This window comes from Alteromonas alvinellae (assembly GCF_902705805.1).
In genome coordinates this window covers 1-26,914 of the sequence record NZ_CACSIH010000091.1, presented here as the reverse complement: position 1 = coordinate 26,914, position 26,914 = coordinate 1, and the positions used below count along the sequence as shown (strand labels likewise).

Genomic DNA, 26,914 nt, shown 5'->3' with positions numbered 1-26,914 from the left:
GCTGAGTACGGCGCTTATTGATAAACACAAACCAGTCACCACAATGCGCTTGCATCCCCAGTTTGCCCTGTACCAGTGCCGCCAGCCCATCAAACTGTTTGCGCATATCCGTATTACCGGTATACAGCCAAATACGCCCATTGGATAAGGGTAACATCAGGCAGCCCGGTTCATCCGCAGCACCACACCACCGGGTAATGCCAGTTCAATCTCCCAGGCAGAGCCTGCGCTCTGGTTCGCACTTGCTGGCATATCAAAGGCAAGCCAGTTATCTTGCTGCGCAAGCGATTGGCTATCATCGCTCAGTTTTTTACGCCACAGATAGAAGTTTGATACTGTTAACGCATGCTGTGCACAAAATTCACTGACTGTCAGTTCGCCTGCTGCTTGCTTATCAATCAATTCCTGCCATTGCTCGCGTGTTCGTCTTTTTGTTGCCATCGATTAAGTCTCCGTGAGTAAAATCTACGGGGACCATTTTACGGGGTAGCTCCGCCGGGAAAAGACGGTCTAAATTGATCGCTTACGCGTCAACAGCTGAGAAAGCAACAAGCCGAACCTATCCTCAATGAATTTTACAATTGGCTAAACAGCCAACATGTTTTACCTAAAGGGGCATTAGGTAAAGCCATTAGTTACACCTTAAATCAATGGCCCAAATTACTGACCTATCTTGAAGATGGGGATATCAGTATTGATAATAATGTCACAGAGCGGGATATCCGGCCATTTACCACAGGGCGAAAAAATTGGATGTTCTCGACGTCGGTGGGTGGCGCTAAAGCCAGTGCGAATTTATACAGCCTGGTAATGACCTGCCGTGCCAATGATTTGAATCCCTACTACTATTTCCGTCATCTCTTTACGGAATTACCCAAGCGTGCACCATCAGATGAACTGTCTGATTTGCTGCCGTGGAATGTTGATTTAGGTGAAGCAGAATAACCTTCACCGGTTCATTGAGCGCTTACAAAGAAGAGAACCCTAAAAAAGATAAAGTTTCATCCTAATGCCGATTTCGAGGGGATGGGCACAAAACCCAATCAGAAGTAACTAACAAAACTCCTAGTTGGTCATAAAATAGGCTTGAGGTTCATTTCGAGGGGATGGGCGCGAAACCCCAAAATGCGCAAGCCGTGCCGTTTGCCCTGTCAAATTATATCCAACCATATCAATTATCATCGTTGCATGATAAAATTGGATAAAGACTTTCTGCCTATATTTGGGTGGATCTGTTCCATATACAGAATAATATATTAGAAATTTCGCGTATAAGAAATTGAAAAATTATTTAACGTATTTGATGCTTCTATAGGTACAGGTGTCATCGGTAGGCTAGTGTTTTTCATTTTTCCATCGAATCCATAGGAGTATGCAAAATCTAGAGTAGAGTATTTGCTAAAGTTATAAGCAAAGCCTGCTGTTAAGTGTTTTGTTGGTAATGCTGGGATAGTTGGTGCAAGTGTTTTGTTATTCAATCCCGTTGTTGCAGTTCTATATCCGGCTCTAAATTCCCAATCTTGATAATGATAATTTGTTCCTACTGACCATATTGATATATCTGAATAATTTTGAGGTAGTAAAATCCCTAATTGCCCCATTTCTGATGAATAGGTGATATCGATATCTTTCATTGCATCTTCCCAAAATACTCTTGAGAAGTCTGATGTAATCATCCAATCAGGTGAAATTTTATGGCTTATGCCTATTGTAATATTAGCGGGTAATTTAAAATCTTTAAGGCGTACGTCACCATTTACAGGAACTTGTCCAGCAACAGCATCAACAACAGTTAACGTAGCATCACCTGTCATATCTTTCATATACCCTTCGGTACTGTATGACATACCTAAGGTTGTATTTTTTTGGATTTTATACGTTAATCCCATTTTAGCAGTAACACCCCATGAGCTTATGCCGTTACTAACAGGCTTGTTTTCTGTAAACCCTATATGGGCACCTCTTAAATCAGGAAATTCTCCTAATGTAGGCAACATTGACCCACTTACTCTGCCATCTTGAATTAATGAGCCTAGTTGATCTGCGCCTAATAATAAATTAAGATTTAATCCTTGCCATGTGGCATCAATACTTGCCCCTATAGTCAATTTTTCATTGAACTGATAGCTTATGGCAAAAGGGATATTTAAAACAAAAAGGCGGCTGGATACGTCTAAATTTGTATCTAAGCCACCAGTAGCTTGTGATAAAAATGAAGAGTTGCCATATTCAGTACCGATACCACCTTGGCCAAAAACACCAATACCTACTGTATATTTTCCTGTGCGGTAAGTGATAGCAAGCTGAGGAATGGAATAAGGACCTCTATTCTGAGAATTGGAATGAGAAGAAGCTTTTTCGCCAGTAGATAAATTTCGGGTATAAATATCAGTAACGATAATGTCTACACCTGTCAAAAACTGTGTACCCTCTTTCATTAAAGATAATGTTGCAGGGTTAGACATCATGCCTGCTGGTCCAACATCATAGGCCGTGGCTGTCCCACCCATTGCTTTAGATATTGATCCAAAGCCTTCTAATCTAAATACATCGGTTGCATGAGCACAAGTTACTATTGTAGAACTTAAGATTAACAAGGCTATTTTATTTTTTATTAATTTCATTTGCTTTCCCTTCTGTTTATTTGTTTATTATTTGTATTTAAAAATTTTTCTAAAAATATAATACGGTCATTTCCCCACCACATATTCTCATCAATCATCATAGTTGGGACACCAAAGACATGTTTCTTAATCGCGTTTTCAGTAGATTTCTGGTAGGCTTTTATGCCTATATCTGATTCAATAAAATGGGTGAATTCTTTTATCTCCCAATTCAGTGTTTTACAAATTTCATCAAAAACTAATGGGCTATCAGGTGCATTTCCTTTTCCCCATGTTAAAAAAAATGCAAGATTGACATATTCTGCTTGGATATCTTTATCCGCAGTATAAAACATACCTATATTTAATTTTTCTGAATTAAAATTAGGTATAAATTTTAATGGGATATCATACAGCTCTGCCCACCGATCTATATCTTTCTTTAGGTAAGATAGCTTTACTGGCATATCTCGATTTGTAGGTCCGATATTTCCGATTGCTTTTTTTGCACGTGCTAAATCAATAGCGTGATAGCATATATTATGAATTGTATCGTCACTTAGCTTTGCAAGTTTTACGCTAGCTAAATATGAAAAAGGGCTTAAAAAATCAAAAAAGAAATTTATATTCAAGCCATTTATCTCCAATGTAAAAGTAAAGAACAACCATATAAGTTATAGATATAAACTATAGAGCGATACGTTGTATTGCTATTTTTGATCAGGTCTCATGCCTAGTCCAATACCGCCATCGCTTAAGATAACAGTGCCAGTAATATACTTGGCATCTTCTCTTGAGGCTAATAATGCAAATATTCCTGCATGGTCTTCTGGCTTGGAAGCAAATTTTAGTGGTGTCATAGCACCAATCATTTCTTCTATTCCGTCAGATGTTTCAAGGCTTGCCCCACCTAAGCCTAAACTCTCAGGGCCAGATAGTGGTGTTAATGTGCCACCAGCAGCAACACCATTAATACGAATGTCTGGAGCTGACTCCCATGCTAATGCTCTAATAAAGCCTAAAACCGCATGTTTAGACGCAACATATAATGGACCTCCTCCACCTAATGAATAGCTTGATGATGATGCAGTAAAAATCATAGAGCCTTTAGATTTTTTAAGTGCAGGTAACGCGGCCTTAGCACCAAGAATATAACCAAGTAAATTAACATCAAATAAATCACGATAACCTGATTCTAATAGACTAGCTTCTGTTGAGTTTATTGGTGTCATATAATCCCAAATACCTGCATTACCTATAAAACAATCTAGTGTTCCAAACTTATCAATAGTTGATTGAACAAGCTTTTCGTTATCGTCATAATTTCTAACATCACCTATGGTTACTACAACATTATCAGCAAAAGTATCTTGTAGCATTTTGGCATCTTTTTCAGTTCTAACCAAAAGCCCTAGCTTTGCTCCTTCGCTGATAAAGCGTTTTGCAACGGCTAAGCCTATTCCTGAAGAAGCTCCTGTGATAATGGCAACTTGATTTTGCAATTTCATTATATTTCTCTTTATTTTAGTCAGTTGTTATTCAGTTTTAATATATACATGTAAAAGTACTTTGTTATGGCAAAGTACTTTTATTAATAGCGTATGGTTTTATAGATATACCAGCATATTATGGCCAGAAATACTTCGCTCTGGATATTCAATGTAACGGGATTTTAACTTGAGTTGACCTTGATCATCACGTATCAGAATATCAGTCCGAGTGTAAAAAAACTGATCTACTTGGTAGGCTCTTCTGCCACGAGTTAAGATACAAGAAGAACGTACTTCTAAATCTAAACTGCCTTGTTCTTGGCCAATTTCAATATTACTAAGTATACGGCAATACCTTTCTAGCGGACTACTCCGCCAGTTTTGAGGATCAAGATCATGTTCAATACGAATACCTAATTGACGATGATCATCATTAAACAAATAGACGGTATCAGGTTGGTCATAGCGCCGTTCTTTTATAGATCTTAATTCTTTGCTAACAACAGCATAAGTGATATCAGGGCTTAATATTTCACTATGCCAAGTCCTATACATTCTTGAGTCTAGTAATCTTGACTCTCTAGCAAGAAACGAAGAAACCTCCTGTCTTAAACTTTCAGATACCTGTGTGTTTTTAATTAGTTCGTCAAAAGCAATATCACTTTCAAGGGCTAACGGTTCGTTATTTTTAGTTGTATCAGTCATACTTTATCCCTTAATTATTTGGTTTTTGCATTTGTTAAAATATCAGCCCAATTACTACTTTTGTCTTCTATCTCATGCCAGCTATTAGCATTTATAAAGGCACTATACGCACGATAATAACCACGATAACTTGTTTCTCCAATAGCGGACTCACTAACAACACCAGGATATTTACCATTGTAAACATCATTTCCAATACCCATTTGGGCATTAAGATTTTTATTTTTAGCTTGAAAACCTTTTGTCATGTATGTTTCGGATTCCATATTGTCATTATCATCACTTTCCCAGTAACCCGCAACACCAAAAGTACGCTGGACTGACATAGCAATACGCTGTTTAAGTTCTTCTGGCATATCTTTTTCTACCATTGTCCAGGTAAAAACTTCTGTGGTATCTTTATCGATAGGCTGCCAAGTTTTAAATACACCTGATCCTGTTAAAAAGCTATTATTAGGAAAGATAGTCGTATTTAAATGAGATCGATAAATTCTGGCACGATCAGCACCAATTTTTTCGGCTAATTGCTGCTCTTTTATGGTAGCCCATTGCATCATGTCGTTAATTAATGAACTATCATGAATACCTGCATAAGCATCCCACAGCACACCTAGCCCTGACCCAAATTTGCTGGTTATTTGTAGACCTAAACCTTCAGTTGGAGGTGTACTATTTCCTGCCAGTGGTGTAAAAACTGATTCACCAGTACGTAGTGCTGAAGCATGTGTCCAGCCAACATGGTAAGCATCACCCACAAAGTTTTCTGCTGGGCATTTCCAGTTCGCTCTAATTAGGCAACGAGCAGGAGGTCCAATTAATTCAAGGCCACCCGAATGTTCAAAGTAAGGGTCTAAAAACCACTTAAGATCGCCTAAATAATCAGAGAATGATGGGGAGTTTTCATCAAAACAGCCATAAATGAAGCCGTTATAACTTTCAACTTTTGCCACTTCATGTAGAGAGTTTTTACACTTATCAAGTAAGCCACCATAAACCTCCTTATCAAAAGGTACGGATTGTAATTCACCAGTATTGCCATACCCCCAGCCATGGTAAGAGCAAACAAAGCCTTTAGCATTACCTGCTTCGTGTGGACACAATTGCGCGCCCCTATGACGGCAGACATTTAAAAATGCTTTAACATCACCATTTTCTTGTCTACTAACGATTACTTCATCTGTTCCCATTTTAGTAACAACATAATCACCATGATTTGGAATTATAGATTCATGAGTTAAAAATAGCCATGAACGGCCAAATACATTTTCAAGCTCCTGCTCGAAAACTTTTTGATCACCATGCACTTTATGTAATTGTGTTCCATGGTTAACATCGATTAAATTTTCTTCTTGATTTGACATAGAATGTTCCTTTTTGTAAAATTTTATTTTATTTTCATTTCTAGATAGCCACAACCACAAACCCACTCGGGTACTGCTTCATATGCTATTTCTTCCCCAGTCCAGCCATCTAGAATCCCCATTGCACATATGAAGTTTTTTATTTCTAACCCGCCATTTCCTCCTTCACGCAATATTTCTTCATCGCTCATGGCTATTAGCTCATCAACATTCCCCTTACAGATAAGATCGATTATTTTACGATCCCATGCTTCATTAACACTACCCATTTGAGCCATACCAGGCCAATGGCTAATTCCACCTGTACCATAAACGGCAATACGTTCGTTTCCTGACCAACTATTGATTGCTGCTTTAATTGATAAACCAATTTCGTAAGCACGTTTACTATTGATAAAAGGCTCAACACCCGAATTAATATAAATAGGCACAATTTTTAAATCTTTTATTGGTTTTACGGCATATTCAACGGGAATTGCGATAGAGTGATCAACTATTAATGTTTTTGATGCTGCCCAGTCAACTTGATGAGTATGCCCATAATCCATAATATGTTTAGCAAGGCTTTCATTATTAGCTATTTTCTCACGAGGGATCCCTAGCCAAGGTTCTTTTGGTCCTTCTACATCACCAATACCAATCATAGCTTGTGGTACACAATAAGGGCCATTAACGGTATAATGGTCATCACCAATGATAATAACGGTATCTATATTTTGTTCTTTTACTCTTTCAACAATATCCTTGTAGGCATTCATGCATGAATCACGTTTTTCAACAGGTGGTGCATCAGGCATTGCTGCGATTAATGGGTCATGGGGCATTAAAAAGCCACTGATAATTTGAGACATATAAACTCCTAAAATATTTTATGATTTAATGCTATTAAGACGCTGCATATATTCGGGGCTCCCTTGAGGGCCATTGATTGCCTGCCATGCCATAAACATTAACATCTGGTCTATACCTAAAGAGACCATTGACTCAATATCCATATCTGATAGCAAACTGTGCTCATCAGTGGTTAAATTATATTGATTTAAAATTTCATTCGGCTGCTCACGATAAAGAGCCGCTTTTTCATCAGAATCTTGTAGATCCCATAACACACGTTCAATTGTATAAACTGACATATTGACCTCCTTTATTTAGAAAGATTTTGGTGTAACTCAGCCCAAGCCTTACCTGATTTATATGCACCTTCTAAATACTCTTCAGGTGTAAAAATATAAGGAGGACGGCATGGACCTGCATTCATCCAACCAGCAGCATTAATTCTATGTTTTTCTAAATTGATGTTATAAGTTGAAAAATCTTTAAACGAGCCGTTTGGAAATAATGTTGCATATGTTCTAGCAATTTGTCCTGAAATTTTCTGAGCTTCATCCCAGTCTCCAGTTTTACTTGCTTTTTTTACTTCATCTCGTAATTTTAATACTGGGGCGGGGCCACATACTGCTCCACTTGTCCAAAATGCAGTGCAAAATTCAGGAGCAATACGTGCCGCTGCATAAAAGTCAACATCCAGAGGAAGAAATCTAATTTTTCTCTGACTTAAATTCATATCAGGAACAAGTGAACCTATGCCAAGATATTTAGCAGTAATTACTTGTGGTATTTCTGCTACTTGCGCCCAAAACTGACGTGGAAAATCAAATTTAAAGGCTTCATTATTTGCATAAATACAAATCGCCATGTCAGGACAAGCTTCTGCAACATCTTTATAAAATTGGACAGCTGTTTGTACATCACACAATTGCCACATTGGTAATCCTAGCATTGTACCATCACAACCAATTTCACTTGCTTTTCTCGTTAACTCAATAGTGTCTCGCGTATTTAATCCTGTTGTGCCACAAAAATAAGGTACACGGCCATTAACGGTTTTAACGATAGTTTCCATGAAGACGATTTTTTCATTGTAAGTTAATGTAGCACCTTCGCCAAACGTCCCTGTACTAATAATAGCGTTAACACCTGATGCAATAAGTTCTTCTACTACGCGTGCAGTTTCTTCTAAATCTACCGTATCTTGCATGCGCCAGTCTGAAGCCCCATCTTTTGCGGGTGTTGGCATAATAGCCCAAAGTCCATGTACATCATCAACGGTCATTAACTTCTTTTTACTTGAATTTGTCATTATTATCTCTTTATATAATATGTTGTTAGTGTGCTTTATTCATCCATAATTAAATTGGATAATCTTGAGCTATAGGTTCAATTGTGATCCATTTTAATTCTGTGAATTCATCGATAACCGCTCGTCCATCAAATCGTCCCCAACCGCTATCTTTGGTTCCACCATAAGGTGCTTGAGCATCATTCTGGACTGTTGTACCATTGACATGACAATGCCCTGCATTGATATCTTTAGCCATTTGTAATGCTCTATTGACATCCTTACCAAATACAGCAGCGGATAAGCCATAGGGTGTGTCATTTGCTGTATGTAATGCTTCATCAGCATTCTTAACTCTAACCATACAGATTAGCGGACCGAAAGATTCTTCATGGTAAATTTCCATATCAGAGGTGACATGATCAAGAATAGTAGGTTTCATCACCGTGCCATTTGCTTTGCCACCTGTAATCAGTTTAGCGCCTTTGGACAACGCGTCATCAATATAGCCATTTAGGCGTTCGGCTGAACTCTGCGTTACCACTGGTCCTACAATACAATCATTATTATCGCAGGGATTTCCAACAGGTAGCTTGCTAGCAAGTTTAGCAAAGATTTCACCAAATTCATCAGCCACAGATTCATCTACAATAATACGGCCAGTAGTCATGCATATTTGTCCTTGATATAGAAATGATCCAAAAGTTGCCGCTTTTGCTGCTTCTTTTAAATTTGCATCATCAAGAATGACCTGAGGGCTTTTTCCACCTAATTCTAATAGACATCGTTTTAAGTGATAACCAGCTTTTTGTGCGATAATACGCCCAACACGGGTTGATCCTGTGAAATTTATTCTTCGTACAGCTTTGTGCTCAATTAAAGCATTAACAATGCTTTCACCGTCTTCTGGTTTATTGGACAGTAAATTTAAAACACCCGCCGGTAAACCTGCTTCAATAACAGCCTCAACAACTAAACTATGCGTTTTAGGACTTACTTCTGAAGCTTTAAATACAACACTATTTCCACAAACAATAGGGTAAGCAATAGCCCGAGCCGCTAATACAATAGGCCCATTCCACGGTGCTATACTCAAAATAACACCTACGGGTTCACGTATTGTCATTGAAAGTGTCCCAGGCTTATCTGTTGGAATAGTCTCACCTTGTATTTGAGTTGCTAAGCTTGCAGCTTCACGAAAAACATTAGCTGCTAACATGACATTGAAGCCAGCCCATAGCCCTGAAGAGCCTACTTCTTTCGCCATTACATCAATAAACTCAGCTGTTTTACTTTCTAATATATCTGCTGCTTTTAATAAAACATTACGGCGTTCTGTAGGCCCAGTTTTAGACCAAGATTTAAATGCTTCTTGTGCAACTTCAGCTGCATTATTTGCATCTGCGACACTCGCTGCTGCCGCAGATGTTACAACCTCACCAAGCGTTTGGTTGTAACGCTCAAATGTGTTTTTACTTTCACTATCGACAAACTTATTATTTATGATTAGCTGTGTTTTCATTAAAACTTCCTCATTATATTTACATTAAGCCATTGATATATATATAAACCCATCGTCACCTACTTTTGTGGGATACGATTTTATATCTTCCGTTAAAGGGCTAGTACAAGCCTTGCCACTTCGAATATCAAACTGACCTTGGTGAAGAGGACACTCGATATTGTACCCATCAAGAAATCCATCACATAATTTAGCATTTCCATGTGTGCAAATATTATCAGTAGCAAAAATTTCACCTTCTACATTATAGATAGCTAAATTTAAGCCATTAATATCAACACCAATGACATCATCTTCTGGTACTTTAATTACTTCGATTGCTTTGATTAATTTTTTTTCAGTCATACTTCTTAACCCCGATAAGTTTGAAAAATTTAATTATTTTATCGTTAATTCGATATTACCGAGTTTTTCAATAGCACCTTCAATCTTATCGCCTGAAACTACAGGGCCAACACCTTCCGGAGTTCCTGTATAGATAAGATCTCCTGGCTGTAGATGATAAAACTTTGATAAATGAACGATGATCTCTTTTACACTCCAAATTAGAAGGTTGAGATCAGAGGACTGTTTAGTTTGGCCGTTTACTGTGAGTTCAATAGAGCCCTCGTTGATAATTCCACTGTCTGACGCTTTCACTATGGGTGAAATAACAGCTGATTCCTCAAAATTTTTGCCTAGATCCCAAGGACGTCCAGTCTCCCGAGCTTTAAGCTGAAGATCTCTACGGGTCATGTCTAAACCACATGCATAACCGTAAATATAGGAGTCCGCTTCGTCCTCGGTAATTTCAAAACCTGATTTACCAATAGCAACAACAAATTCCATTTCATGATGGTAGTTCGATGTTTGTGGTGGGTAAGAAATCGCAGAACCGCTCGGTATTAAAGTGCTTGGATCTTTCAGAAAGTAGAAAGGCTCTTGCTTTGATTTATCAACCGCTACGCCCATTTCTGAGGCATGCGCAAGATAGTTTCTGCCAACGCAAAAAATACGATTGACATTATAAAGTGATTCCTCACCTACAACCTCAACTGAAGAGGGTGGAGTAACCGGGTAAAGATATTGTCCAGACATAAATACGCCTCGCTAATTATAGTGTTTAGTTAAATCAATAGATGCCAAGGTAACTGTGTAACGGTTCTTCATCAGCAGAAATCAGAAATGCTGGTGAACCTGATGATTTATTGATTAGTGTAATGTTTGTGTAGCCGGGTACAGATACAGTATCCTTTTCAATCCATTCGATAGTATTTGAATTATCTACAACGACCTGTCCATCGCCTTCAACTACATGGAATATACATGCAGTGGTTCGTTTGGGCAGTGTGATGGTCTCTCCTGGGCGTAGCATGATTGCTCCAAAGCCTATACTGGGAAATAAACTTTTTCCTGTTTCGGGGTTGATATAGCTGATACGTAACAGCCCCTCAGAATAAATTTTTGACATTTCAACCAGGCAATTTCGAGTTTTGTCCCAGGGATAACGAAGCATTGGGGCTGGCGACTTTTCTCGAGAATAGTTTATGCTGGGTACAATGCCTGCTGCGCTGTATTCGGCAAATGATTTATCAGATGGCCGTTTGTTAGGTTGTGGTTCGCCTTCTATAGCCCAAGAGCTTTCAAGGTAGTAGCAAAGGGGTAGATCAAGCACATCTAACCATACAATAGGCCCGTCCCCCTCGTGGTGATGTTCGTGCCACATACCTGAGGGTGTCAAAATAAGGTCCCCTCGGTCCATACGACATGGTTCGCCGTTTACGGTGGTGTAGGCACCTTCTCCCTCAACAATTATTCTCACAGCGTTTGGTGTATGTCTGTGGTTCGGCGCAGTTTCACCAGGAAGAATTAATTGCATGCCCATATAAATACTGGGAGTCGCTTGCATGTTAGTTAAACCATGCCCTGGATTGGCTAACACTAGTACCCGACGTTCAGCTTTTTCCATGGGAGTAAGTTCGCCAGCTTTTAACAATAAGGGGCGTAGCGTTTCAAAATCCCAGTTTAGTGATGTTGTTTTACGAGATGGCACATTATATGGCAATACCGCTCGCATGCTTGGCCATAGAGGAACCAGATTTTTAGACTCTAATTGATCGCGATAATCTTTTGGAAGCTCTTCAAGTGTTCCTAAAGTTTGCATTGTTTACTCCTTATTAAGGACACAAAGATTTCTGATATTAAGAGAACAGCTTCATCTATTAATCAGAAAAATCGGGTTGATTTTTTGGTGCTGCCTGTTGGAATTGCGGTTGTGATATACAATGTTGATAAACACGCATAACTTTCTCGAATGATGATAGATCACAGTTAAAACGGAGAGCATTGGCAACCTGGGGTACTAAGCAACAGTCGGCAAGGGTTGGTGAGCTACCAAAGCAGTAGGGGCCCTCACCATATTTTTCGAGTAGCGCTTCAACAGCTGAAAACCCCTCTGCAACCCAATGTTGATACCATGCGTTCTTCTGATCCTCTGTAATTTTTAGCTCATTCTTTAAGTAGCCGAGGATCTTTAAATTATTTACCGGGTGCATGTCACAAGCAATTGCGTTTGAAAGTTCTAAAACACGGGCCTTCGCTTTTGGGTCTTTAGGGATTAATAATGGCGATGGCTGCAAGTCATCTAAGTATTGGATAACGGCAAGCGACTGGGTTAACTGAAACTCGTCGTCTGCGATAAGAACAGGCACCCCCTTAGACTTGTTTAACTTGAGATATTCAGGAGATGCTTGCTCTCCTATCCGTATATTTACACCCTTGTATTCGTAAGCAATACCCTTGATAGCTAGTGCTATACGTACGCGATAAGATGTTGAACTATTGAAGAAACTGTAAAGCTGCATAAAGACCCCTATTACATAATTAGTCAGGTCACTAAGTGATAGCTGTATTTTGTAATAGCTTACATATAACGACAAATGATATATAATCATTGATGTATATCACTAATGGTATGTTGTATGGATTGGTCACGACATTTAAAGCTAAAGCATATAAGCCTGCTCATTCATTTAAACGAGTCAAAAAGCTTAAGCAAGACAGCGAACGCGTTTTACACTACTCAGCCTGCGTTATCACGCTGGTTAAAAGAGCTCGAACAGGATGTAGGGGGAGTGCTTTTTGAGCGAAAGGCGAGGGGCTTACAAGTTACATTATTAGGCGAATTACTGCTGGAACACGCCATTCGAATTCAAGCAGAAATAGAGCGCGCACAAGAAAATATCAGTGCAGCGAAAAATGGTTCAGGCAGAACCATAGCAATTGGAACCTCGCCAGCATCAGCGCCAAGTTTCGTACCAACAGCGATTGCGAAGTTTCTTAAATTACACCCACAAGCCAGTGTCCGCGTGCAAGAAAGTACAATGAATATTTTATTGTCTCAATTAGCTCGAGGTGATTTAGACGTAGTAGTTGGACGTTTAGACAATTACCAACCAAGTTCTAAGTTTCATAATGAACACCTTTACAGTGAGAATATTTGCATCGTGTCCCGGCCTGGCCACCCTTTAACACAAAAGAAAACGTTATATTGGGATGACCTGTTAATGTTCGACTGGATAGTTTGGCCTGATGGATCACCTATCCGGCGTAAGTTTGATGCGTCCTTAACTCTCGCGGGGCAAAAACCTCCCATGTACAGGGTTGAATCCTCGTCTCAGGTCGCTAATCTTTGGTTACTGCAGCATTCGAATATGTTGTCCGTTGCGTCAGAAGAAGTCGCAAATCATTTTAAACGTAGAGGTTTTATGGAGCCCCTGAATATTGACGTCGCTGGAGACGATGGCTCTGTTGGTATGTGCTGGCGAGATGAGGTAGTCGATGATAAAGCCGTGGAAGCCCTTTTAGAATGTTTCCGAGAAGCTAGTTGTATGTTAAATGAGGACTGAAAAAGCTTGATAAACTATCTATCAAAATATTTGTAATCAAGGTGCGCAAAACTCTGAGCGACTGTTCAATTAAATGCGACTAATTTGACGGGATAATGTCATATAACACGTTTCTCAACCACATATTGCCACTGTCCTGATGGTAACGTTTGTGCCAAAACAGATTGATTTGGGCTGGGGGAATTTCTACAGGATGTTCTCGTACCTCCAGACCGAGGCTGTCTTTTGTGGTCATGGCCAATGTTTCTGGAACTGTTGCAATAAGATCTGTTTGAGCAACTATATAAGGTGCTGACATGAAATTTGGAAGCTGTAATCGTATAACTCTGGCTATACCACTTTTTTTAAGGCATTTCTCAACGCCCACATGACCTGTGTCCTTGGCTTCGATAACTATATGCTCGGCTTCAGCAAAACGTTCTAAACTAAATTCTCCTTTACTTAGTGGATGACCTTTGCGCATTAAACATACATACCGTTGCTCAAACAACCGACGTTGATAAAACCCAGCCTCTAACTGCGGAATAAGGCCTAATGCCAGATCCATGTTGCCTGACTCAAGGTCATCTCTTAGCGAGCCGTCAGCTTCTCTAACAGTACTGATTGATACAGTTGGAGCATGTTTCGCAAGGTAGTCCAGTAGTCGCGGAAGAGTATACATTTCGCCTAAATCTGTCATGACAACTTTAAACATCCTGCTGCTGTCGTTGGGATCAAACTTATCTTGAAAGTTGATTCCATCATGAAGAGTGCTTAATCCCTGGCTTATAGAATAATAAATGTTGTCAGAGAACGGAGTTGGCCGCATACCTCTTGCTGTACGCTCAAATAGTTCATCATTAAATAGTCGCCTTAATCTGCCAATAGCGTGACTCACAGCAGGCTGAGATAAGTTGAGTTGCTCTGCTACTACTCCTGTTTTGCGCTCCTTATACATTAGCTGAAATATTACAAGTAGATTTAAATCGACGTCTTGAAGCTCAATCATAATTCACAACATATTAGTCTGGTTAATATCGTTTATTAGTCACATTAGCTTTCTTAATATCATTACAGAATTTATAGTCGCAGGCAACTTATTTGGTTAATGAATTGTTATTTCTGTTGCTTTCAAAGCGGTACACCTAACACAAAGAGGAGAGTCATGTGAATAATCAAGAACTCTTAAGCGAAACAGAGTGGAAGTTTGACGATACAAGTAAAATTCCATTCTGGGCATATACCAATAAAGGTATATACGAGAAAGAGCTTAAAAATATCTTTTACAAAAAACACTGGTGTTATGTTGGTCTTGAAGCAGAAATACCTGAACCAGGTGACTTTAAACGTACCGTGATCGGCGAGCGTTCTGTAATTATGGTGCGTAACGAGCAAGGCGAAATTCATGTTGTAGAGAATATTTGTGCTCACAGAGGGATGCGATTTTGCCGTAAGAAACATGGTAATGCACAGAGCTTTGTATGCCCGTATCACCAGTGGAATTATACGTTAGAAGGTGATTTGCAGGGTGTTCCATTTCGCCGTGGTGTTAAGCAGGATGGTCAAGTAAAGGGCGGAATGCCAAAAGACTTTAAACCAAAAGAACATGGCTTAACTCAGCTAAAGGTTGCTCAACGAGGTGGGGTTGTTTTCGCCAGTTTTGATCATGATGTTGAGTCATTTGAAGACTTTCTTGGCCCTGAAATGTTGCACTACTTTGACCGCATGTTTAATGGACGAAAACTGAAGGTTCTGGGATATAACAAGCAACGGATTCCGGGTAACTGGAAACTGATGATGGAAAATATCAAAGATCCTTATCACCCGGGCTTGTTGCACACGTGGTTTGTTACTTTTGGATTATGGCGAGCAGATAATCGCTCTGAACTCAAAATGGATGAACATTATCGTCACGCGGCCATGATTTCTACCCGAGGCAGTGGTGGTAAAAATGAGCAAACTACCAACGTCAGTAGTTTCAAAGAAGAGATGCAATTGAATGATCCGCGCTTTTTGGATGTGCAGCCTGAAGAATGGTGGGATGGTCCTACAGCAGTAATGATGACAGTGTTTCCAAGCGTAATTCTACAGCAACAGGTTAACAGTGTTAGCACCAGGCATATTCAGCCTAATGGTAATGGCTCCTTTGACTTCGTATGGACTCACTTTGGCTACGAGGATGATACTCCTGAGTTAACGGAGCGACGGTTACGGCAAGCTAACTTATTTGGTCCTGCAGGATTTGTCTCAGCTGATGACGGTGAAGTTATCGAGTTTTCGCAAGAGGGCTTTGAAGCTAAAAAAGACTATCAAACTCTGGTTGAGTTAGGGGGACGGGATATTGAGCATACTGACCATATGGTATCTGAAACTCTTATCCGAGGTATGTACGATTATTGGCGCAAGCAGATGGGGGTTTAAGTGATGACTACAGAACTTTACTTAAAATTGACCCAGTTCTATCAGGATTATGCAGCGAGTATTGACCTGGAAGAGTGGGATAGCTGGTTTAACATGTTTACAGATGATTGTATTTATAAAATTCAATCGCGCGAAAATTACGATCGAGATTTGCCTATGGCTGCTTTGTCTCTAGAGGGTAAAGGCATGCTAAAAGATCGTATATATGGTGTTACAGAAACCATTTTTCATGACCCATACATGCAGAAACATGTCGTTTCAGCCCCAAGAGTGATTAGTAGCAGTGAAGACTTTATTGATGCTCAGGCCAATTACTCTGTATTTAGAACTAAGAATGACGGTATAGCGGAGGTTTTCAATGTTGGGCGGTATGTTGATCGCTTCGTCATTGATGGTGACTCTCTGCTATTGCAATCCCGAGTCTGCGTTTTTGACAATGACATGATTCTCAACTCTCTGATATATCCGATATGAGGTGAAACATGAGTAATAGTTGGATACCTGTAGCGAATCAAGAAGATCTTATAGAAGATGATGTAATTGGTATTAATGTAAATGGGCACCCTGTTGCACTTTATTTAATTGATGGTGAGGTTTTCGCTACCGATAATGTATGCACCCACGGGCAGGCGTTGCTGAGCGATGGTTTCGTTGAAGACGGTGAAATAGAATGCCCCCTTCACCAGGGGAAGTTCTGTATCAAGTCTGGTAAGGCTATGTGTGCACCATTAACTGAAGATATCAAAACCTATGAAACCTCTTTGGACGGTGAAAAAATTCTCGTTCGGTTTGAATAAGTAATTTCCTTCCCTAGACTTTTGGACGGGAATACGAGTTTTAATCATTTTTGCCACAACAGACACTCGCAGTGAAAACTGAGTGTCTGTTTTTTTGTCACTACTGTTTGTCGATTGGCACCCTAATAGATCCACCCATTTGCGGCGTAATGGATCCACTTTAAACCGTCATTTTCGCCCTCAAACAGGGGGATTATTTCTTGCTTTTTTCTCCTCGTCCAGTCTGATCTTTGTTCTCACGTAATTTGCGATAGCTTTCGCCCTCTAAAACCAATCGATAGGCATTGTGTCTGAGCCGATCGAGCGTGGCAGCACCAAGCAGTTTATTTGGGAATGCCTGACCCCATTCGCTGAAGTCCAGGTTGCTGGTGATGATTGTAGATTTTTGTTCATATCGTTCATCGATTAAGTCGTGGAAGTCTTCATCCTGAGGGGATTTAAGAGGCTTTAAACCGAAGTCATCAATGATGAGTAGGTCTACTTTAGCTAACGTCTGGAAGCGTTTCTCATAGGTATTCGTGGCTCTGGCTGCATGCAAGTTCGCAAGCAGTTTTGCCTGAGTGAAGAACAAGACATCTATGCCTTTTTGTACAGCACAATGCCCGATGGCTTGTGCCAGATGGCTTTTGCCCGTGCCGCACGGGCCTGCGAGCAGCACCGCCACATGTTCATCAATAAACCGGCAATCAGCCAGTTCATTGATATACGCGCGGTTTAGGTTGGGATTAGCGTTCAGGTCGAAGCTTTCCAGCGTCTTATTGCCTCTAAAGCCGGCACGTCGCAGGCGTGTGGCATACTTTTTCTGATCACGTCTGGCCACTTCATCCTGTACCAGTAAAGCCAGGAAGTCGGGATAACTGAGTTGATGTTCAATGGCCTCACGATTACGCATCGCTAATGAGTCCGTCATACCAGAGAGGCGCAGTTGTTTCAGTAATGGCGTGAGTTCGGGGATCGGATTGATCATGCTTTTTCCTTGTTTTAGTGAGGGAGAAGTTTGTTGGGATCTCGGTGGAAGCGGCCACCGCCGGTATAAGCATCGCTTAACGTATCGAAGGTGCTAGATTCATCAGGTTGCTGGTCCAGTCCTTTTTCAAGGATCTTCTTAACGGCGCTGTAACGTACATTGTCAAAGGTCAGGGCGCGTAAGCAGGCGGCTTCCACACGTTTAGCTCCGTAGCGTTTGGCAAGGCCCACAACACCTTGCGCAGCACGCAGGTTATCCAGTACGCGGCTGGCAAACAGGCGCTTAATAAACACATGGCAGGACTCGCCAATCCGCTGCGCCTGAGCCAGACAATACTGCGGATCCTGCATGTTGTAGGCTTGCGCGGCGGGCGGTTGATGTTCAGGTACCGTTGCGCGGCCACCCTGATGATGCATTCGGGCATGCGTGGCTTTAAGCTCATGCTTTTGATAGATGCGCACCATGGTATCGCTGGCTTTCAGCCACAGTGTTTCTCGGATCAGAGTGTAAGGTACTGAGTAACGACAGTGTTCAAACTGTACGTGTCCATCACCGTGTACCTTTACTTTAGCCCAGACGGCTTGTTCAGGTGGCACTTCCGGTAGCGGACTAAGCAATGCCTGCTCGATCTCAGTAAAACGCTCAAGTGGCTGACATTTTGTGGTGCCGTGTTTACGATTGCCGGCGACGGACAGCAACCAACTTTTAAGCTGTGCATTGGCATCACTGAGACTGCGAAATTCCTTCAGAGGCACAAAGCTGTTCTTGATGTACTTGACGTTAGATTCCACGCGCCCTTTCTTCTGCGGATCTCGCACAGGACATGGGGCAATTAAAAAGCCATAGCCTTCAGCACATTCACCATAAGCTCGCTGAACCTGAGGATCGTGATAGCAGGCCCTGGTGATGGCACATTTAGGGTTGTCGATAACGACCCGTTTGGGCACACCGTTGAACCACTCAAAGGCCCGACGATGGCAGGCCAGCCAGGTTGCCACGCTTTGGTCGCGGATGAATTCAGCGTAGATATGCCGACTCCAGGCCAGTGTCATGACAAAGATCCAACTTTTACGCAGCTCGCCGGTCCGAGTATCCACAATTAGTGGGCCCGCGCCGAAGTCCACTTGTGCGGCATCGCCGGGCGCAAACTCAATGACAGTAGTAGGAACTGGTGTTTTCTCAGCCAGCACTTTGAGATAACGGATCACCGACCAGTAGCTGCCAGTGAAACCATATTTATCCACCAACGCCTGATGGATCGTTGTGCCTTGCACACCATCTTGATACCACTTATCGACTTTATCGGCGTATGGTGCAACGGATGAAGTGGTTGTTGGATTGGGTGGCTTTTCGCCGAAAATAGCCGCGAGTTGCGTGTCATCAGGCAGATCTTTATCCAGCTCAAGCCAGCCATGTTCAAGAGCGATGCGCTTAATCGCTTTCACTTTATTACGGCCAGCGACACCACTGTCGGCAATCGCACGATTGGAATCACCCATTCGCATTCGAACGAGGATGTGTCGGTATTGGTACATTTCAAACCTCCGGTTTGCCATGCGTATTCTCCAGACTGAAAAACAGTCAACGATACGCGAGTTAAACAGAAGTTTGAGGGGAAAAATCAGGTCAAAGTGGATCTATTACGCCGCTAATCAGGTGGATCGATTACGGTGCAAATGGGGTGGATCGATTACGCCGCCAACGGAATGGATCCATAGCGGTGCCAATTAACACTGTTCTTTTTAAGAATCAAACGCATAGCCATACTCTCAGGTACTGGCAGTGCATTGTGTTTATGAGTAAGTAATGTTTTAAGCAAATGATTGCTTTCAACTATCTACTAATGAAGATTATTTTAAGTTGGGTGATATGAGTTTTGACCTAGAAACAGTTTTATCAGTACTTTTAGGCGGGTTTATGGTGGTTGGGTTTTTCGTCAATATACCTGCTAAAGATACTACCCGCGCACAATTTAAATTATGGGGCTACCCTGAATGGTTTCATAGTTACAGCTATTCTCGAGCTCATAGCTGCAGGCCTGATTTTTTATCAAGGAACACGTTTATATGGCTCAGCATTAGCAACTGTCATTATGATATTTGCTGTTGTAACACTCTGGCGGCATAAGGAGTTTGCCCATTCAATTCCGGCTGTGATAGCACTCATCTTGCTAGTGTTGCTTTGTTTCGTCGTTATTGTAACCCCTTAGTATTTTTGTCGGTGTATGGAATCAAAATCGACAATCCAGAAAGGCTGGCCTGCTGTTTTATGACATCGCAACCCACATCAAACTGCTAGAGAAGTTCTGGCTGACAATATACGTAACCGTTCACCAGGTTCCTGTTGATTGAGCTTGCCAGACTGCCCAAATGGCTCTAGGCAATGTAAAAAGCAATCATCGAAGCCACCTGATGTCAGCAATTTCGAATACGTTAAGTACGTGATCGAAATACTCTAGGTAGGCTTAACAACTCCGCAGACCGACTAAATCAGAGCAATCGTGATTCTTAAAGCCGTCTACAAATGGTTTTGTAGGCTGCCAGTATCTTTTCAGCTTCCTGTTCGCAAACGCTAATTCTTTCCGCAATAGTAGTTCATCAGCTCTATCCTTACCGGAGCAAGAGTAGTCTACAATGGTCAAAATTTTGTAGGACAGTACAGTGACGATGCTAAAAAGTGGATCACTCTCCTTCAAGACACCTTGTCTGATATCGAGACTTCCTAGGATGTATACATTTTGGATAATGTAGATTCTTATCTAGAGAAAGATCCGTTCGGACGTAAATATTGTGCTAAGAATCTCCTAGACGTTGAATCTCATATTTTAAAAGAGGTCGAAAGCTCGCCAAGTGTTGTCCTGCCGGATGACTTAAAAAATAATCTCGAACGTGAAATTCTGGATTATTATAACTATTTATTATCCAGCAATGACCTCAGCCAAGATATGTCGGTTCCAAATTAGGTTTTGGAAATAGATGAATTTTCTTATCTGAAAGAAACTGATTAAACAACATTATTGACATTCTCCCTTCATCCAAACTCCAATCAGGAATGGGTTCCTTAAGCTGCTTTTGCAGCTTTGGAAGAGAATAGCTTGACTAAGGCTCGGCCAATTAACGGTTACAATTACCGGAGCCTTTAGACTTACTTTAAGCTATCAATCGCCTGTTGCATAAAATGCATCAGCATAAACATTAGCGAGAGTTGCGTTTTTTTCAACAACTAATGCTTGAGCAGCCTCAACCATCGGCGGGGGGCCCGCAAGGTAGATTCGCCAGTCTGCAAAAGTGTCAAAATCGTCTTTTACTATGTCGGTTACAAACCCTTGTGCATAACTGGACTCATCGCCTGATTCACTGATTACTATTTTGTAGCTGAAGTTCTTATATTCATTGCTAAGGCGCTCTAGAATGTCTATTCCATAAACATCTTTTATGGTTCGAACGCCAAAGTAAAAAAATACGTCATTTTGTAAACCCGCTTCCAGAGCGCCTCTAGCAACAGATAGCATTGGTGCGAACCCAGTTCCTCCTGCGATGCACAAAATGGGATCGCTGTTAGCCTTACGTAGATATGAGGCACCTCTAGGCCCAGCCACTTTCACTTTATCGCCAACTCGTAAAGTCTCAGCGAGTTTAGGAGTCACTCGGCCCCCAGGAACGATACGGATATGAAACTCTAGTTCATCGTCCTGGTCCAATCCCGCCATTGAATAGGGGCGCTTTGCATCTGGCGCAAATTCCAATAAAGCATATTGTCCGGCAGTAAATTCTAATGGCTTATTGGTTTTCAACTTTATTTTAATTATGTCGTGGGTCTGCTGCTCAATGCTTGTAACCGTGCCCTTTAATTTTTTCGCCGGATGAGTAACAATTTCGTCGACTTCCGGGATTTCTATTGAACAGTCAGTTTCTAATTGAGTCATGCACGCTAGCACTTTACTGCCAGCGTTACTTGCCGATGTTAACGTGCACTGGCAGGTATTGCACTGTCCAGACATGCAACTGTATGAAATTGGAATATCATTTGCTAGAAGAGATTCCAGCAAGTTTGAGCCTGCCTCAACATTTATGTCTTTATTTAATGGGGATACAGTAACTCTCATGGCAACCTCTGTACTTAAAATTGTGTATTGCGTAAACCTTGAGTGTACTGAGTCATCTATAATTTAGATAGCTAACGAATCTAATACACGATATTAATATCATTCATGTTTGGAGTAGACAATATTCCGTAGTTTTAATATCTTTGTAGTCTATATATTCCATATTTTTGTCGAATATGCTTGTAAGGCACTGTTTATATTAATATTGTTTTTTGTTTATGAATTGTAAGCTTTCTGTCGGAATATCAGGTTCGATGTTGTTTTTCTTTTCTAGCATAAAACAATAAGCAGACAGATTCTGAACTGAAAACAATTCTACCGTTCGAAACGGATTGCTTTCGCGTACTTAGTCAGGACTTTACCTGTTTTAACTTATAATCGTTCGTTAAGCGCCAGACCTAATCCGAATCTTGTCTGGCTATAGTTGTAGTCGATTAAACTGTCCCCATAACCATTAAACATCACAGCATAACCTTTCAACTTTCCCCAAAGTGGGAAAGTTAGGCTGAATTCAGTTGAGCCTTTATGTGTGGCGAAATTCCGGCGACCCGTGAAGCCTATTTGTAATTCGTTCCATTTATAAACCATTTCCAGATCAAAATGGCCCATGTACTCATTAATATCAGGGTTATCGTCACCATCTGGATCGAGTGGGAAGTCCTTTGCTTCTTCTTCTATTCGGTACCAGGGGCGAAACGACAGCGCAAAGTTTTCCTTCTCAAGTAGAAAGCTGCCGTAAATGCGGTTCCAGCTGCGGGATAAGTGCTGAGCTTGTCCGTTAGATTGATGCTCGAACCCGAGGATAAAACCTGTATTACTCTGGAAGGGTTGCCAGCCTAAAGGGGCTGCGTAGAATATTTCCGGTTGATAGTTGGTTTCTCGAAAGGGTTTAGAAATGTTGCTCGAGTAGACCTGCCAGAGCGCTTGTAGGGTAAAACCCAAATAAATACCGTCACCTTCGATAAAGAGGCTTTTGTGATTAAGAGGGACTTTCAGACTTATCTGAAATTTAGACTCTAAATCCTCAAGGTTCTCTTCATAGCCACCATAAGTCTGATAAGCAAATTTATTAATCGAGTTTGTAGTGTAAAAAGGTAAGTAAAAATTGACTCTATGAGGTGTTATTACATAGGGTTCAAACTCTGTGCGGGATTCATTATTAAAGCGTTTTGATATTAATCCTGGGGTCGTGGAAGAAGCAGCTATAGGTTTAATACTGTCAACTTCTATCTCCGATGTTTGCGCTCCGCACTTATCCCGGATTTCGCTAAGTGTCATTGAGTCGTCGCCGCTCTCATAAACGTTCATAACGCATTCTTTTAATTGCGCGTTGGCATATTCGCTACATGTAAGAAGTAAAGCTGCATAAGTTGCACGAAGTAATAACATAGTAGATATACCGAAGGCATCAAAATCCAGTCAACACCATACTAAGATAGCTAAAGATCCTGACTCTGACAAAGCAAGTCAAAACAGTGGGCTTTTTTCAACAAGCTGAATTGGTTACTTCCTTGTAACCAGTTCTATGAATACAACGCTATTTGATCTGGCTAACCTGCTCAGCGCTGTCAGCACCACTAAACCAGCCTCCTCCAAGCGAACGATACAAGGTAGATATAGCTATCTGCTTTTGAGTTCTAACGTTAATCGCTGCTAGCTGACTTGTTAAATTTTCCCGTTGAGCATCAAGAAACCTGAGGTTGTCATCTATTCCATTTTCGTAACGGGCCCTGGACAGACGAAGACGTTCTTTGCTTGTTTCAGTTAGCTTCTCCTGAGCGGTTTGTTCGCGCCGAAGAGTATCAATGGAGGCGAGAGCATCTGCTACTTCTTTGAATGCTAATTGTATGGTCTGTTCGTAATTTGCTACGGCAATATCTTTACGGATTTTTGCTAACTCAAGATTCGCCTGGTTTCTGCCATTGTCAATAATGGGTAATGATAGCTGTGGAGAAAAAGACCAACTGCGCTGTCCACTATTGAATAGCTCTGATAGCTCCATACTGGAAGCCCCGAAAAAACCGGTAAGTGAAATGCTAGGGAAAAATGCTGCTCGGGCCGCTCCAATATTTGCGTTTCTTGCCATCAACTGATGCTCTGCAGAACGAATATCAGGCCTGAATATCAGAAGTTCAGAAGGTGCACCAGGTGAGATCTCGTCTACGATTGGAGACTCATCTAAGGATATTTTATTTAGCATTGGAGTTATGTCCTGAACTCCCACTAGCAGAGTCAGTGCGTTCTGCGCTAATTCTTGCTCCCGTTTTAACCGCTCTACTTCGACATAGGATTGTAAAGTTAAAGCGAGGGCATCCTGAAACTCTATAGCTGTAGCCGCACCAAAAGCCTGACGTTGTTTGATTTTGCTTTGAGTCACTTCTCTTGATAGCTTAATTTGCTCAGCAATATCTAAGCGTTTCACTGCGCCCTGATAAACAAGGTAGCTTTGAATAACGTCAGCTATTAGACTAATGCGTAAGCTTTGTGCCGCCTCTTCGGTTGCAAGGTACTCCTGAAGTGCAGCCTCCGTCATATTCTCAACCCTTCCGAAAAAATCAAGCTCAAACGAAGTAAATCCCACACCAGCGCGATACGTATTTTGAACGCTTGGCATACCAGGGATTCTTAAGTCTTCTGGGGTTCGTTGACGTGTTGCAGTGCTTTGTACCGCGATTGTTGGCAACGTATCCGCTCGTTGTATGCCGTATTGAGCTCGAGCGGCTTTGACATTAAGCAGTGTTTGTTTCAAGTCACGGTTACTATTTAACGCTAGCTCGATAAGAGCTGCTAAATGGCGGTCTTTAACAAATTCCTGCCAGTTGACCTGTGCGCCAGATGAAATAGTTGATTTATTCTCGATTCTATTTGCTTCGTTTGATATCCAGCTTGCCGACACCGGGTTCTCTGGTTTCTTGTATTCTGGTGCAAGTGAGCAACCGCCAAGTGCCAGCATCAAGGTGAGGGAAAGTAATGTAGTCTTGGGCGCACGATAAGCCTTAATCTTATGCATGATTTGAATCCTCTTCCAGTAACTCTCGCTCGCGCTCAGAAGCTGAGGTTTCGCGGTGATCGCGGGCAAGCAGAGTGTAAATAGTGGGCAATACGAATAGTGTAAAAAAGGTGCCGATCAGTAGACCTGTGACAACCACTAAGCCAATGGAGTAGCGACTGGCTGCACCCGCTCCTGTGGCAAACATCAAAGGAATTAATCCTGATACCATTGCAGCCGTAGTCATTAGAACCGGACGCATACGAATCATTGCTGCGTGTAGCATTGCATCCATAGGGCTCAAGCCTTGATGTTTCTGAATATCATTGGCAAAAGACACCATTAAAATACCGTGTTTAGATATGAGCCCAATTAGGGTGACTAGCCCAATTTGGGTGTAAATATTCATCGTTGCAAATCCTAGCCAAAGTGGAATTAGGGCCCCACAAATAGCTAGCGGTACTGTAATCAAAATTACCAATGGGTCTTTGAAGCTCTCATACTGAGCAGCTAAGACTAAAAATATAACGATCAGCGCAAATCCAAAGGAGATGATTAAGCGATTACCCTCTTTGACAAATTGCCTGCTGTCGGACATCCAGTCTATCTGAGCGCCAGGAGGAAGTGGTTGTGCCTGTAAAAACTCAACAGCTTGTCCCATGGTTACTCCCGGTAGAAGGACGCCGGACAAGGTAATAGCGTTCATTTGGTTAAACTGTGGTAACCGATTGGCCTGTGGGGTGACTTTTATATCAACGACCGTGGATAGCGGCACCATCTCACCTGATTGGGCTCGAACGTAGTATCCTGATAAATCATCAGGGGCTAGTCGTTCGCTTTGAGGCACTTGAGTAATTACATCGTAAGAGCGATCGAACCAATTGAATCGGTTAATATAGTTTTCACCAACAAGAACGGCTAGTGTCTCTGCGACATCATTCATGCTAACGCCCATCTCGCCTGCTTTAGATGCATTTATAGAGATTTGAGCCTGTGGACTGTCAAAAGCCAGATTGCTGTCTACAAAAGCAAACAATCCGCTACCCCATGCTGCACCTTTAATTCCTTCCATTGTTTTGTACAGTTCAGAGAACTCAGATGGTGCGCGCAGAATCATTTGAACAGGTAAGCCACCGCTACCCGCAGGCAACGGTGCCGGTTGGAAGGCTGTAGCAAAAGCTCCGGTAATTTTTCCAGATTGACCGTTAATAATGCCTTCTACTTCGTTGGTATTCATTTTACGATCATCCCAAGGCGTTAGTACGACACCACCAAACCCGCTATTCTGCCCATCTAGTCCATTCACGAAGAAGCTTGCTTGATAGTCAGGAAGTTGTCTGAACACATTTTCAACTTCCAGCGTCGCTTGCTCTGTATAATCTACACTTGCGTATTGGGGAGATTTGGTTTGAACAAAAACATAACCTTGGTCTTCGCCTGGTGCTAATTCATGATTAACCCCCATAAATAACACGACTATGCCTGCTAGAATGGCGACACAAACAAATAAAACCGCGGCTCTTGCGTGCAATACATAACTAAGCAGCTTGCCGTAACGATTTGCCAAGCCGGTCATGGTTCGATCTATTATTTGGGCTAATCGTCCTTCAGACATTTTAGCGTCGAGCATATAGCTACTCATCATCGGAGACAGAGTAAGAGCGACGACCCCCGACACAATTACCGAGCAGGCGAGGGTAAATGCGAACTCTTTGAATAAAGCGCCAGTAACACCTCCCATCATGCCTATTGGAGCATAGACCGCGGCTAGTGTTATAGTCATACCAACCACTGGCCATACTATTTCTCGGGCGCCCAAAAGCGAAGCTTTTACTGGGGACAGTCCTTCTTCAATGTGACGATGAATATTTTCTACTACAACAATTGCATCGTCTACAACTAAGCCAATCGCTAGCACCATCGCTAATAGGGTAAGTAGATTGGGGTTCTAGGGATTTTCCCCTCTAAA

At 41.5% G+C, this 26,914-nt stretch carries 26 protein-coding genes and 2 pseudogenes; 6 read left to right on the top strand and 22 right to left on the bottom strand.

The window, feature by feature from the left end; genetic code table 11:
- Both tnpB and tnpA read right to left on the bottom strand, forming a co-directional pair.
- On the bottom strand, positions 1-157 hold a 157-nt coding region (tnpB, locus tag ACX5KA_RS05815; protein ID WP_458730643.1), incomplete at its 3' end, for an IS66 family insertion sequence element accessory protein TnpB.
- Positions 157-441: an IS66 family insertion sequence element accessory protein TnpA gene (tnpA, locus tag ACX5KA_RS05810; RefSeq protein ID WP_024016272.1), complete on the bottom strand. Its 285-nt coding sequence runs from the start codon at positions 439-441 to the stop codon at positions 157-159. The genes tnpB and tnpA, both read right to left, overlap by 1 nt.
- A 78-nt stretch (positions 442-519) precedes the next feature.
- Here tnpA and ACX5KA_RS05805 point away from each other — a divergent pair.
- Positions 520-945: pseudogene (locus ACX5KA_RS05805) on the top strand (IS66 family transposase); the annotation flags it as partial.
- A gap of 311 nt (positions 946-1,256) precedes the next feature.
- On the opposite strand, the gene ACX5KA_RS05800 reads toward ACX5KA_RS05805, so the two are convergent.
- From ACX5KA_RS05800 to maiA, 13 genes are all read right to left on the bottom strand, one after another.
- Complete coding sequence (locus ACX5KA_RS05800; protein WP_458730642.1) at positions 1,257-2,624, bottom strand: OmpP1/FadL family transporter; 1,368 nt, start codon at positions 2,622-2,624, stop codon at positions 1,257-1,259.
- Positions 2,621-3,235, bottom strand: a complete 615-nt coding sequence (locus ACX5KA_RS05795) for a 2-hydroxychromene-2-carboxylate isomerase (RefSeq protein WP_024024135.1) — start codon at positions 3,233-3,235, stop codon at positions 2,621-2,623. Before ACX5KA_RS05795 ends, ACX5KA_RS05800 begins: the two co-directional genes overlap by 4 nt.
- A gap of 78 nt (positions 3,236-3,313) precedes the next feature.
- A complete protein-coding gene (gene hcaB, locus ACX5KA_RS05790; protein ID WP_458730641.1) occupies positions 3,314-4,111 on the bottom strand; it encodes a 3-(cis-5,6-dihydroxycyclohexa-1,3-dien-1-yl)propanoate dehydrogenase in 798 nt (265 codons plus the stop codon).
- Between the two features lie 99 nt (positions 4,112-4,210).
- Entirely contained in the window at positions 4,211-4,798 is a 588-nt protein-coding gene (locus ACX5KA_RS05785) for an aromatic-ring-hydroxylating dioxygenase subunit beta (protein ID WP_013785991.1), read from the bottom strand.
- A 14-nt stretch (positions 4,799-4,812) separates the two neighbouring features.
- The gene (locus ACX5KA_RS05780; protein ID WP_458730640.1) at positions 4,813-6,159 is read right to left on the bottom strand and encodes an aromatic ring-hydroxylating dioxygenase subunit alpha; all 1,347 of its coding nucleotides are present in this window, start codon (positions 6,157-6,159) and stop codon (positions 4,813-4,815) included.
- Between the two features lie 23 nt (positions 6,160-6,182).
- Entirely contained in the window at positions 6,183-7,010 is an 828-nt protein-coding gene (locus ACX5KA_RS05775; protein ID WP_024024132.1) for a DODA-type extradiol aromatic ring-opening family dioxygenase, read from the bottom strand.
- Between the two features lie 18 nt (positions 7,011-7,028).
- A complete protein-coding gene (locus ACX5KA_RS05770; protein WP_458730639.1) occupies positions 7,029-7,292 on the bottom strand; it encodes a hypothetical protein in 264 nt (87 codons plus the stop codon).
- 11 nt (positions 7,293-7,303) lie between these two features.
- Positions 7,304-8,299, bottom strand: a complete 996-nt coding sequence (locus ACX5KA_RS05765; protein ID WP_458730638.1) for a dihydrodipicolinate synthase family protein — start codon at positions 8,297-8,299, stop codon at positions 7,304-7,306.
- A 49-nt stretch (positions 8,300-8,348) separates the two neighbouring features.
- Complete coding sequence (locus tag ACX5KA_RS05760) at positions 8,349-9,800, bottom strand: aldehyde dehydrogenase (RefSeq protein ID WP_458730637.1); 1,452 nt, start codon at positions 9,798-9,800, stop codon at positions 8,349-8,351.
- Positions 9,801-9,824: 24 nt separating this feature from the next.
- Positions 9,825-10,145: a non-heme iron oxygenase ferredoxin subunit gene (locus ACX5KA_RS05755; RefSeq protein WP_458730636.1), complete on the bottom strand. Its 321-nt coding sequence runs from the start codon at positions 10,143-10,145 to the stop codon at positions 9,825-9,827.
- A gap of 33 nt (positions 10,146-10,178) precedes the next feature.
- Positions 10,179-10,877, bottom strand: a complete 699-nt coding sequence (locus tag ACX5KA_RS05750; protein ID WP_024024127.1) for a fumarylacetoacetate hydrolase family protein — start codon at positions 10,875-10,877, stop codon at positions 10,179-10,181.
- Positions 10,878-10,911: 34 nt separating this feature from the next.
- Positions 10,912-11,943, bottom strand: a complete 1,032-nt coding sequence (locus ACX5KA_RS05745; RefSeq protein WP_013786009.1) for a cupin domain-containing protein — start codon at positions 11,941-11,943, stop codon at positions 10,912-10,914.
- Between the two features lie 58 nt (positions 11,944-12,001).
- Entirely contained in the window at positions 12,002-12,643 is a 642-nt protein-coding gene (gene maiA / locus ACX5KA_RS05740) for a maleylacetoacetate isomerase (protein WP_013786010.1), read from the bottom strand.
- 117 nt (positions 12,644-12,760) lie between these two features.
- Between maiA and ACX5KA_RS05735 the strand changes: the two genes are divergently transcribed.
- A complete protein-coding gene (locus tag ACX5KA_RS05735; protein WP_024024126.1) occupies positions 12,761-13,687 on the top strand; it encodes a LysR family transcriptional regulator in 927 nt (308 codons plus the stop codon).
- Between the two features lie 79 nt (positions 13,688-13,766).
- Here the strand turns inward: ACX5KA_RS05735 and ACX5KA_RS05730 are convergent, their stop codons facing one another.
- Complete coding sequence (locus tag ACX5KA_RS05730) at positions 13,767-14,675, bottom strand: LysR family transcriptional regulator (protein ID WP_458730635.1); 909 nt, start codon at positions 14,673-14,675, stop codon at positions 13,767-13,769.
- A gap of 158 nt (positions 14,676-14,833) precedes the next feature.
- Here ACX5KA_RS05730 and ACX5KA_RS05725 point away from each other — a divergent pair, with 158 nt between their 5' ends.
- From ACX5KA_RS05725 to ACX5KA_RS05715, 3 genes are read left to right on the top strand one after another with little or no spacing between them, the layout of a single operon-like run.
- Positions 14,834-16,087, top strand: a complete 1,254-nt coding sequence (locus ACX5KA_RS05725) for an aromatic ring-hydroxylating dioxygenase subunit alpha (RefSeq protein ID WP_013786013.1) — start codon at positions 14,834-14,836, stop codon at positions 16,085-16,087.
- Between the two features lie 3 nt (positions 16,088-16,090).
- Entirely contained in the window at positions 16,091-16,561 is a 471-nt protein-coding gene (locus ACX5KA_RS05720) for an aromatic-ring-hydroxylating dioxygenase subunit beta (protein WP_031214878.1), read from the top strand.
- A gap of 8 nt (positions 16,562-16,569) precedes the next feature.
- The gene (locus ACX5KA_RS05715; protein ID WP_013786015.1) at positions 16,570-16,884 is read left to right on the top strand and encodes a non-heme iron oxygenase ferredoxin subunit; all 315 of its coding nucleotides are present in this window, start codon (positions 16,570-16,572) and stop codon (positions 16,882-16,884) included.
- A gap of 193 nt (positions 16,885-17,077) precedes the next feature.
- Here ACX5KA_RS05715 and istB read toward each other — a convergent pair whose 3' ends face one another.
- Both istB and istA read right to left on the bottom strand, forming a co-directional pair.
- The gene (istB, locus tag ACX5KA_RS05710) at positions 17,078-17,851 is read right to left on the bottom strand and encodes an IS21-like element helper ATPase IstB (RefSeq protein WP_289133214.1); all 774 of its coding nucleotides are present in this window, start codon (positions 17,849-17,851) and stop codon (positions 17,078-17,080) included.
- A gap of 14 nt (positions 17,852-17,865) precedes the next feature.
- Positions 17,866-19,386 (bottom strand): IS21 family transposase, encoded by a 1,521-nt coding sequence (gene istA, locus ACX5KA_RS05705; protein WP_202940959.1) that lies wholly within the window; start codon positions 19,384-19,386, stop codon positions 17,866-17,868.
- Between the two features lie 1,202 nt (positions 19,387-20,588).
- On the opposite strand from istA, the gene ACX5KA_RS05700 reads away from it, so the two are divergent.
- Positions 20,589-20,813, top strand: coding sequence for a hypothetical protein (locus tag ACX5KA_RS05700; protein ID WP_013786018.1), 225 nt, complete (start codon positions 20,589-20,591; stop codon positions 20,811-20,813).
- A 195-nt stretch (positions 20,814-21,008) separates the two neighbouring features.
- Here ACX5KA_RS05700 and ACX5KA_RS05695 read toward each other — a convergent pair whose 3' ends face one another.
- From ACX5KA_RS05695 to ACX5KA_RS05680, 4 genes and pseudogenes are all read right to left on the bottom strand, one after another.
- Positions 21,009-21,956 carry an FAD-binding oxidoreductase gene (locus tag ACX5KA_RS05695; protein WP_024024124.1) on the bottom strand — a complete coding sequence of 316 codons (948 nt, stop codon included), beginning with the start codon at positions 21,954-21,956 and terminating at the stop codon, positions 21,009-21,011.
- Between the two features lie 372 nt (positions 21,957-22,328).
- Positions 22,329-23,345 carry a phospholipase A gene (locus tag ACX5KA_RS05690; RefSeq protein ID WP_041452610.1) on the bottom strand — a complete coding sequence of 339 codons (1,017 nt, stop codon included), beginning with the start codon at positions 23,343-23,345 and terminating at the stop codon, positions 22,329-22,331.
- 148 nt (positions 23,346-23,493) lie between these two features.
- The gene (locus ACX5KA_RS05685; protein ID WP_458730634.1) at positions 23,494-24,966 is read right to left on the bottom strand and encodes an efflux transporter outer membrane subunit; all 1,473 of its coding nucleotides are present in this window, start codon (positions 24,964-24,966) and stop codon (positions 23,494-23,496) included.
- Positions 24,959-26,875 (bottom strand): annotated as a pseudogene (locus tag ACX5KA_RS05680) (efflux RND transporter permease subunit); the annotation flags it as partial. The gene ACX5KA_RS05685 and the pseudogene ACX5KA_RS05680, both read right to left, overlap by 8 nt.
- Between the last annotated feature and the right edge of the window lie 39 nt (positions 26,876-26,914).

What these genes read in the sequence shown, in the direction of transcription:
- ACX5KA_RS05690 (WP_041452610.1), bottom strand. Translation starts at nt 23,345, where the DNA reads ATGTTATTACTTCGTGCAACTTATGCAGCTTTACTTCTTACATGTAGC.
- ACX5KA_RS05785 (WP_013785991.1), bottom strand. Translation starts at nt 4,798, where the DNA reads ATGACTGATACAACTAAAAATAACGAACCGTTAGCCCTTGAAAGTGAT.
- ACX5KA_RS05745 (WP_013786009.1), bottom strand. Translation starts at nt 11,943, where the DNA reads ATGCAAACTTTAGGAACACTTGAAGAGCTTCCAAAAGATTATCGCGAT.
- ACX5KA_RS05780 (WP_458730640.1), bottom strand. Translation starts at nt 6,159, where the DNA reads ATGTCAAATCAAGAAGAAAATTTAATCGATGTTAACCATGGAACACAA.
- istA (WP_202940959.1), bottom strand. Translation starts at nt 19,386, where the DNA reads ATGTACCAATACCGACACATCCTCGTTCGAATGCGAATGGGTGATTCC.
- ACX5KA_RS05735 (WP_024024126.1), top strand. Translation starts at nt 12,761, where the DNA reads ATGGATTGGTCACGACATTTAAAGCTAAAGCATATAAGCCTGCTCATT.
- istB (WP_289133214.1), bottom strand. Translation starts at nt 17,851, where the DNA reads ATGATCAATCCGATCCCCGAACTCACGCCATTACTGAAACAACTGCGC.
- ACX5KA_RS05755 (WP_458730636.1), bottom strand. Translation starts at nt 10,145, where the DNA reads ATGACTGAAAAAAAATTAATCAAAGCAATCGAAGTAATTAAAGTACCA.
- tnpA (WP_024016272.1), bottom strand. Translation starts at nt 441, where the DNA reads ATGGCAACAAAAAGACGAACACGCGAGCAATGGCAGGAATTGATTGAT.
- maiA (WP_013786010.1), bottom strand. Translation starts at nt 12,643, where the DNA reads ATGCAGCTTTACAGTTTCTTCAATAGTTCAACATCTTATCGCGTACGT.
- ACX5KA_RS05715 (WP_013786015.1), top strand. Translation starts at nt 16,570, where the DNA reads ATGAGTAATAGTTGGATACCTGTAGCGAATCAAGAAGATCTTATAGAA.
- ACX5KA_RS05765 (WP_458730638.1), bottom strand. Translation starts at nt 8,299, where the DNA reads ATGACAAATTCAAGTAAAAAGAAGTTAATGACCGTTGATGATGTACAT.
- ACX5KA_RS05720 (WP_031214878.1), top strand. Translation starts at nt 16,091, where the DNA reads ATGACTACAGAACTTTACTTAAAATTGACCCAGTTCTATCAGGATTAT.
- ACX5KA_RS05685 (WP_458730634.1), bottom strand. Translation starts at nt 24,966, where the DNA reads ATGCATAAGATTAAGGCTTATCGTGCGCCCAAGACTACATTACTTTCC.
- ACX5KA_RS05800 (WP_458730642.1), bottom strand. Translation starts at nt 2,624, where the DNA reads ATGAAATTAATAAAAAATAAAATAGCCTTGTTAATCTTAAGTTCTACA.
- ACX5KA_RS05730 (WP_458730635.1), bottom strand. Translation starts at nt 14,675, where the DNA reads ATGATTGAGCTTCAAGACGTCGATTTAAATCTACTTGTAATATTTCAG.
- hcaB (WP_458730641.1), bottom strand. Translation starts at nt 4,111, where the DNA reads ATGAAATTGCAAAATCAAGTTGCCATTATCACAGGAGCTTCTTCAGGA.
- ACX5KA_RS05695 (WP_024024124.1), bottom strand. Translation starts at nt 21,956, where the DNA reads ATGAGAGTTACTGTATCCCCATTAAATAAAGACATAAATGTTGAGGCA.
- ACX5KA_RS05775 (WP_024024132.1), bottom strand. Translation starts at nt 7,010, where the DNA reads ATGTCTCAAATTATCAGTGGCTTTTTAATGCCCCATGACCCATTAATC.
- ACX5KA_RS05770 (WP_458730639.1), bottom strand. Translation starts at nt 7,292, where the DNA reads ATGTCAGTTTATACAATTGAACGTGTGTTATGGGATCTACAAGATTCT.
- ACX5KA_RS05760 (WP_458730637.1), bottom strand. Translation starts at nt 9,800, where the DNA reads ATGAAAACACAGCTAATCATAAATAATAAGTTTGTCGATAGTGAAAGT.
- ACX5KA_RS05750 (WP_024024127.1), bottom strand. Translation starts at nt 10,877, where the DNA reads ATGTCTGGACAATATCTTTACCCGGTTACTCCACCCTCTTCAGTTGAG.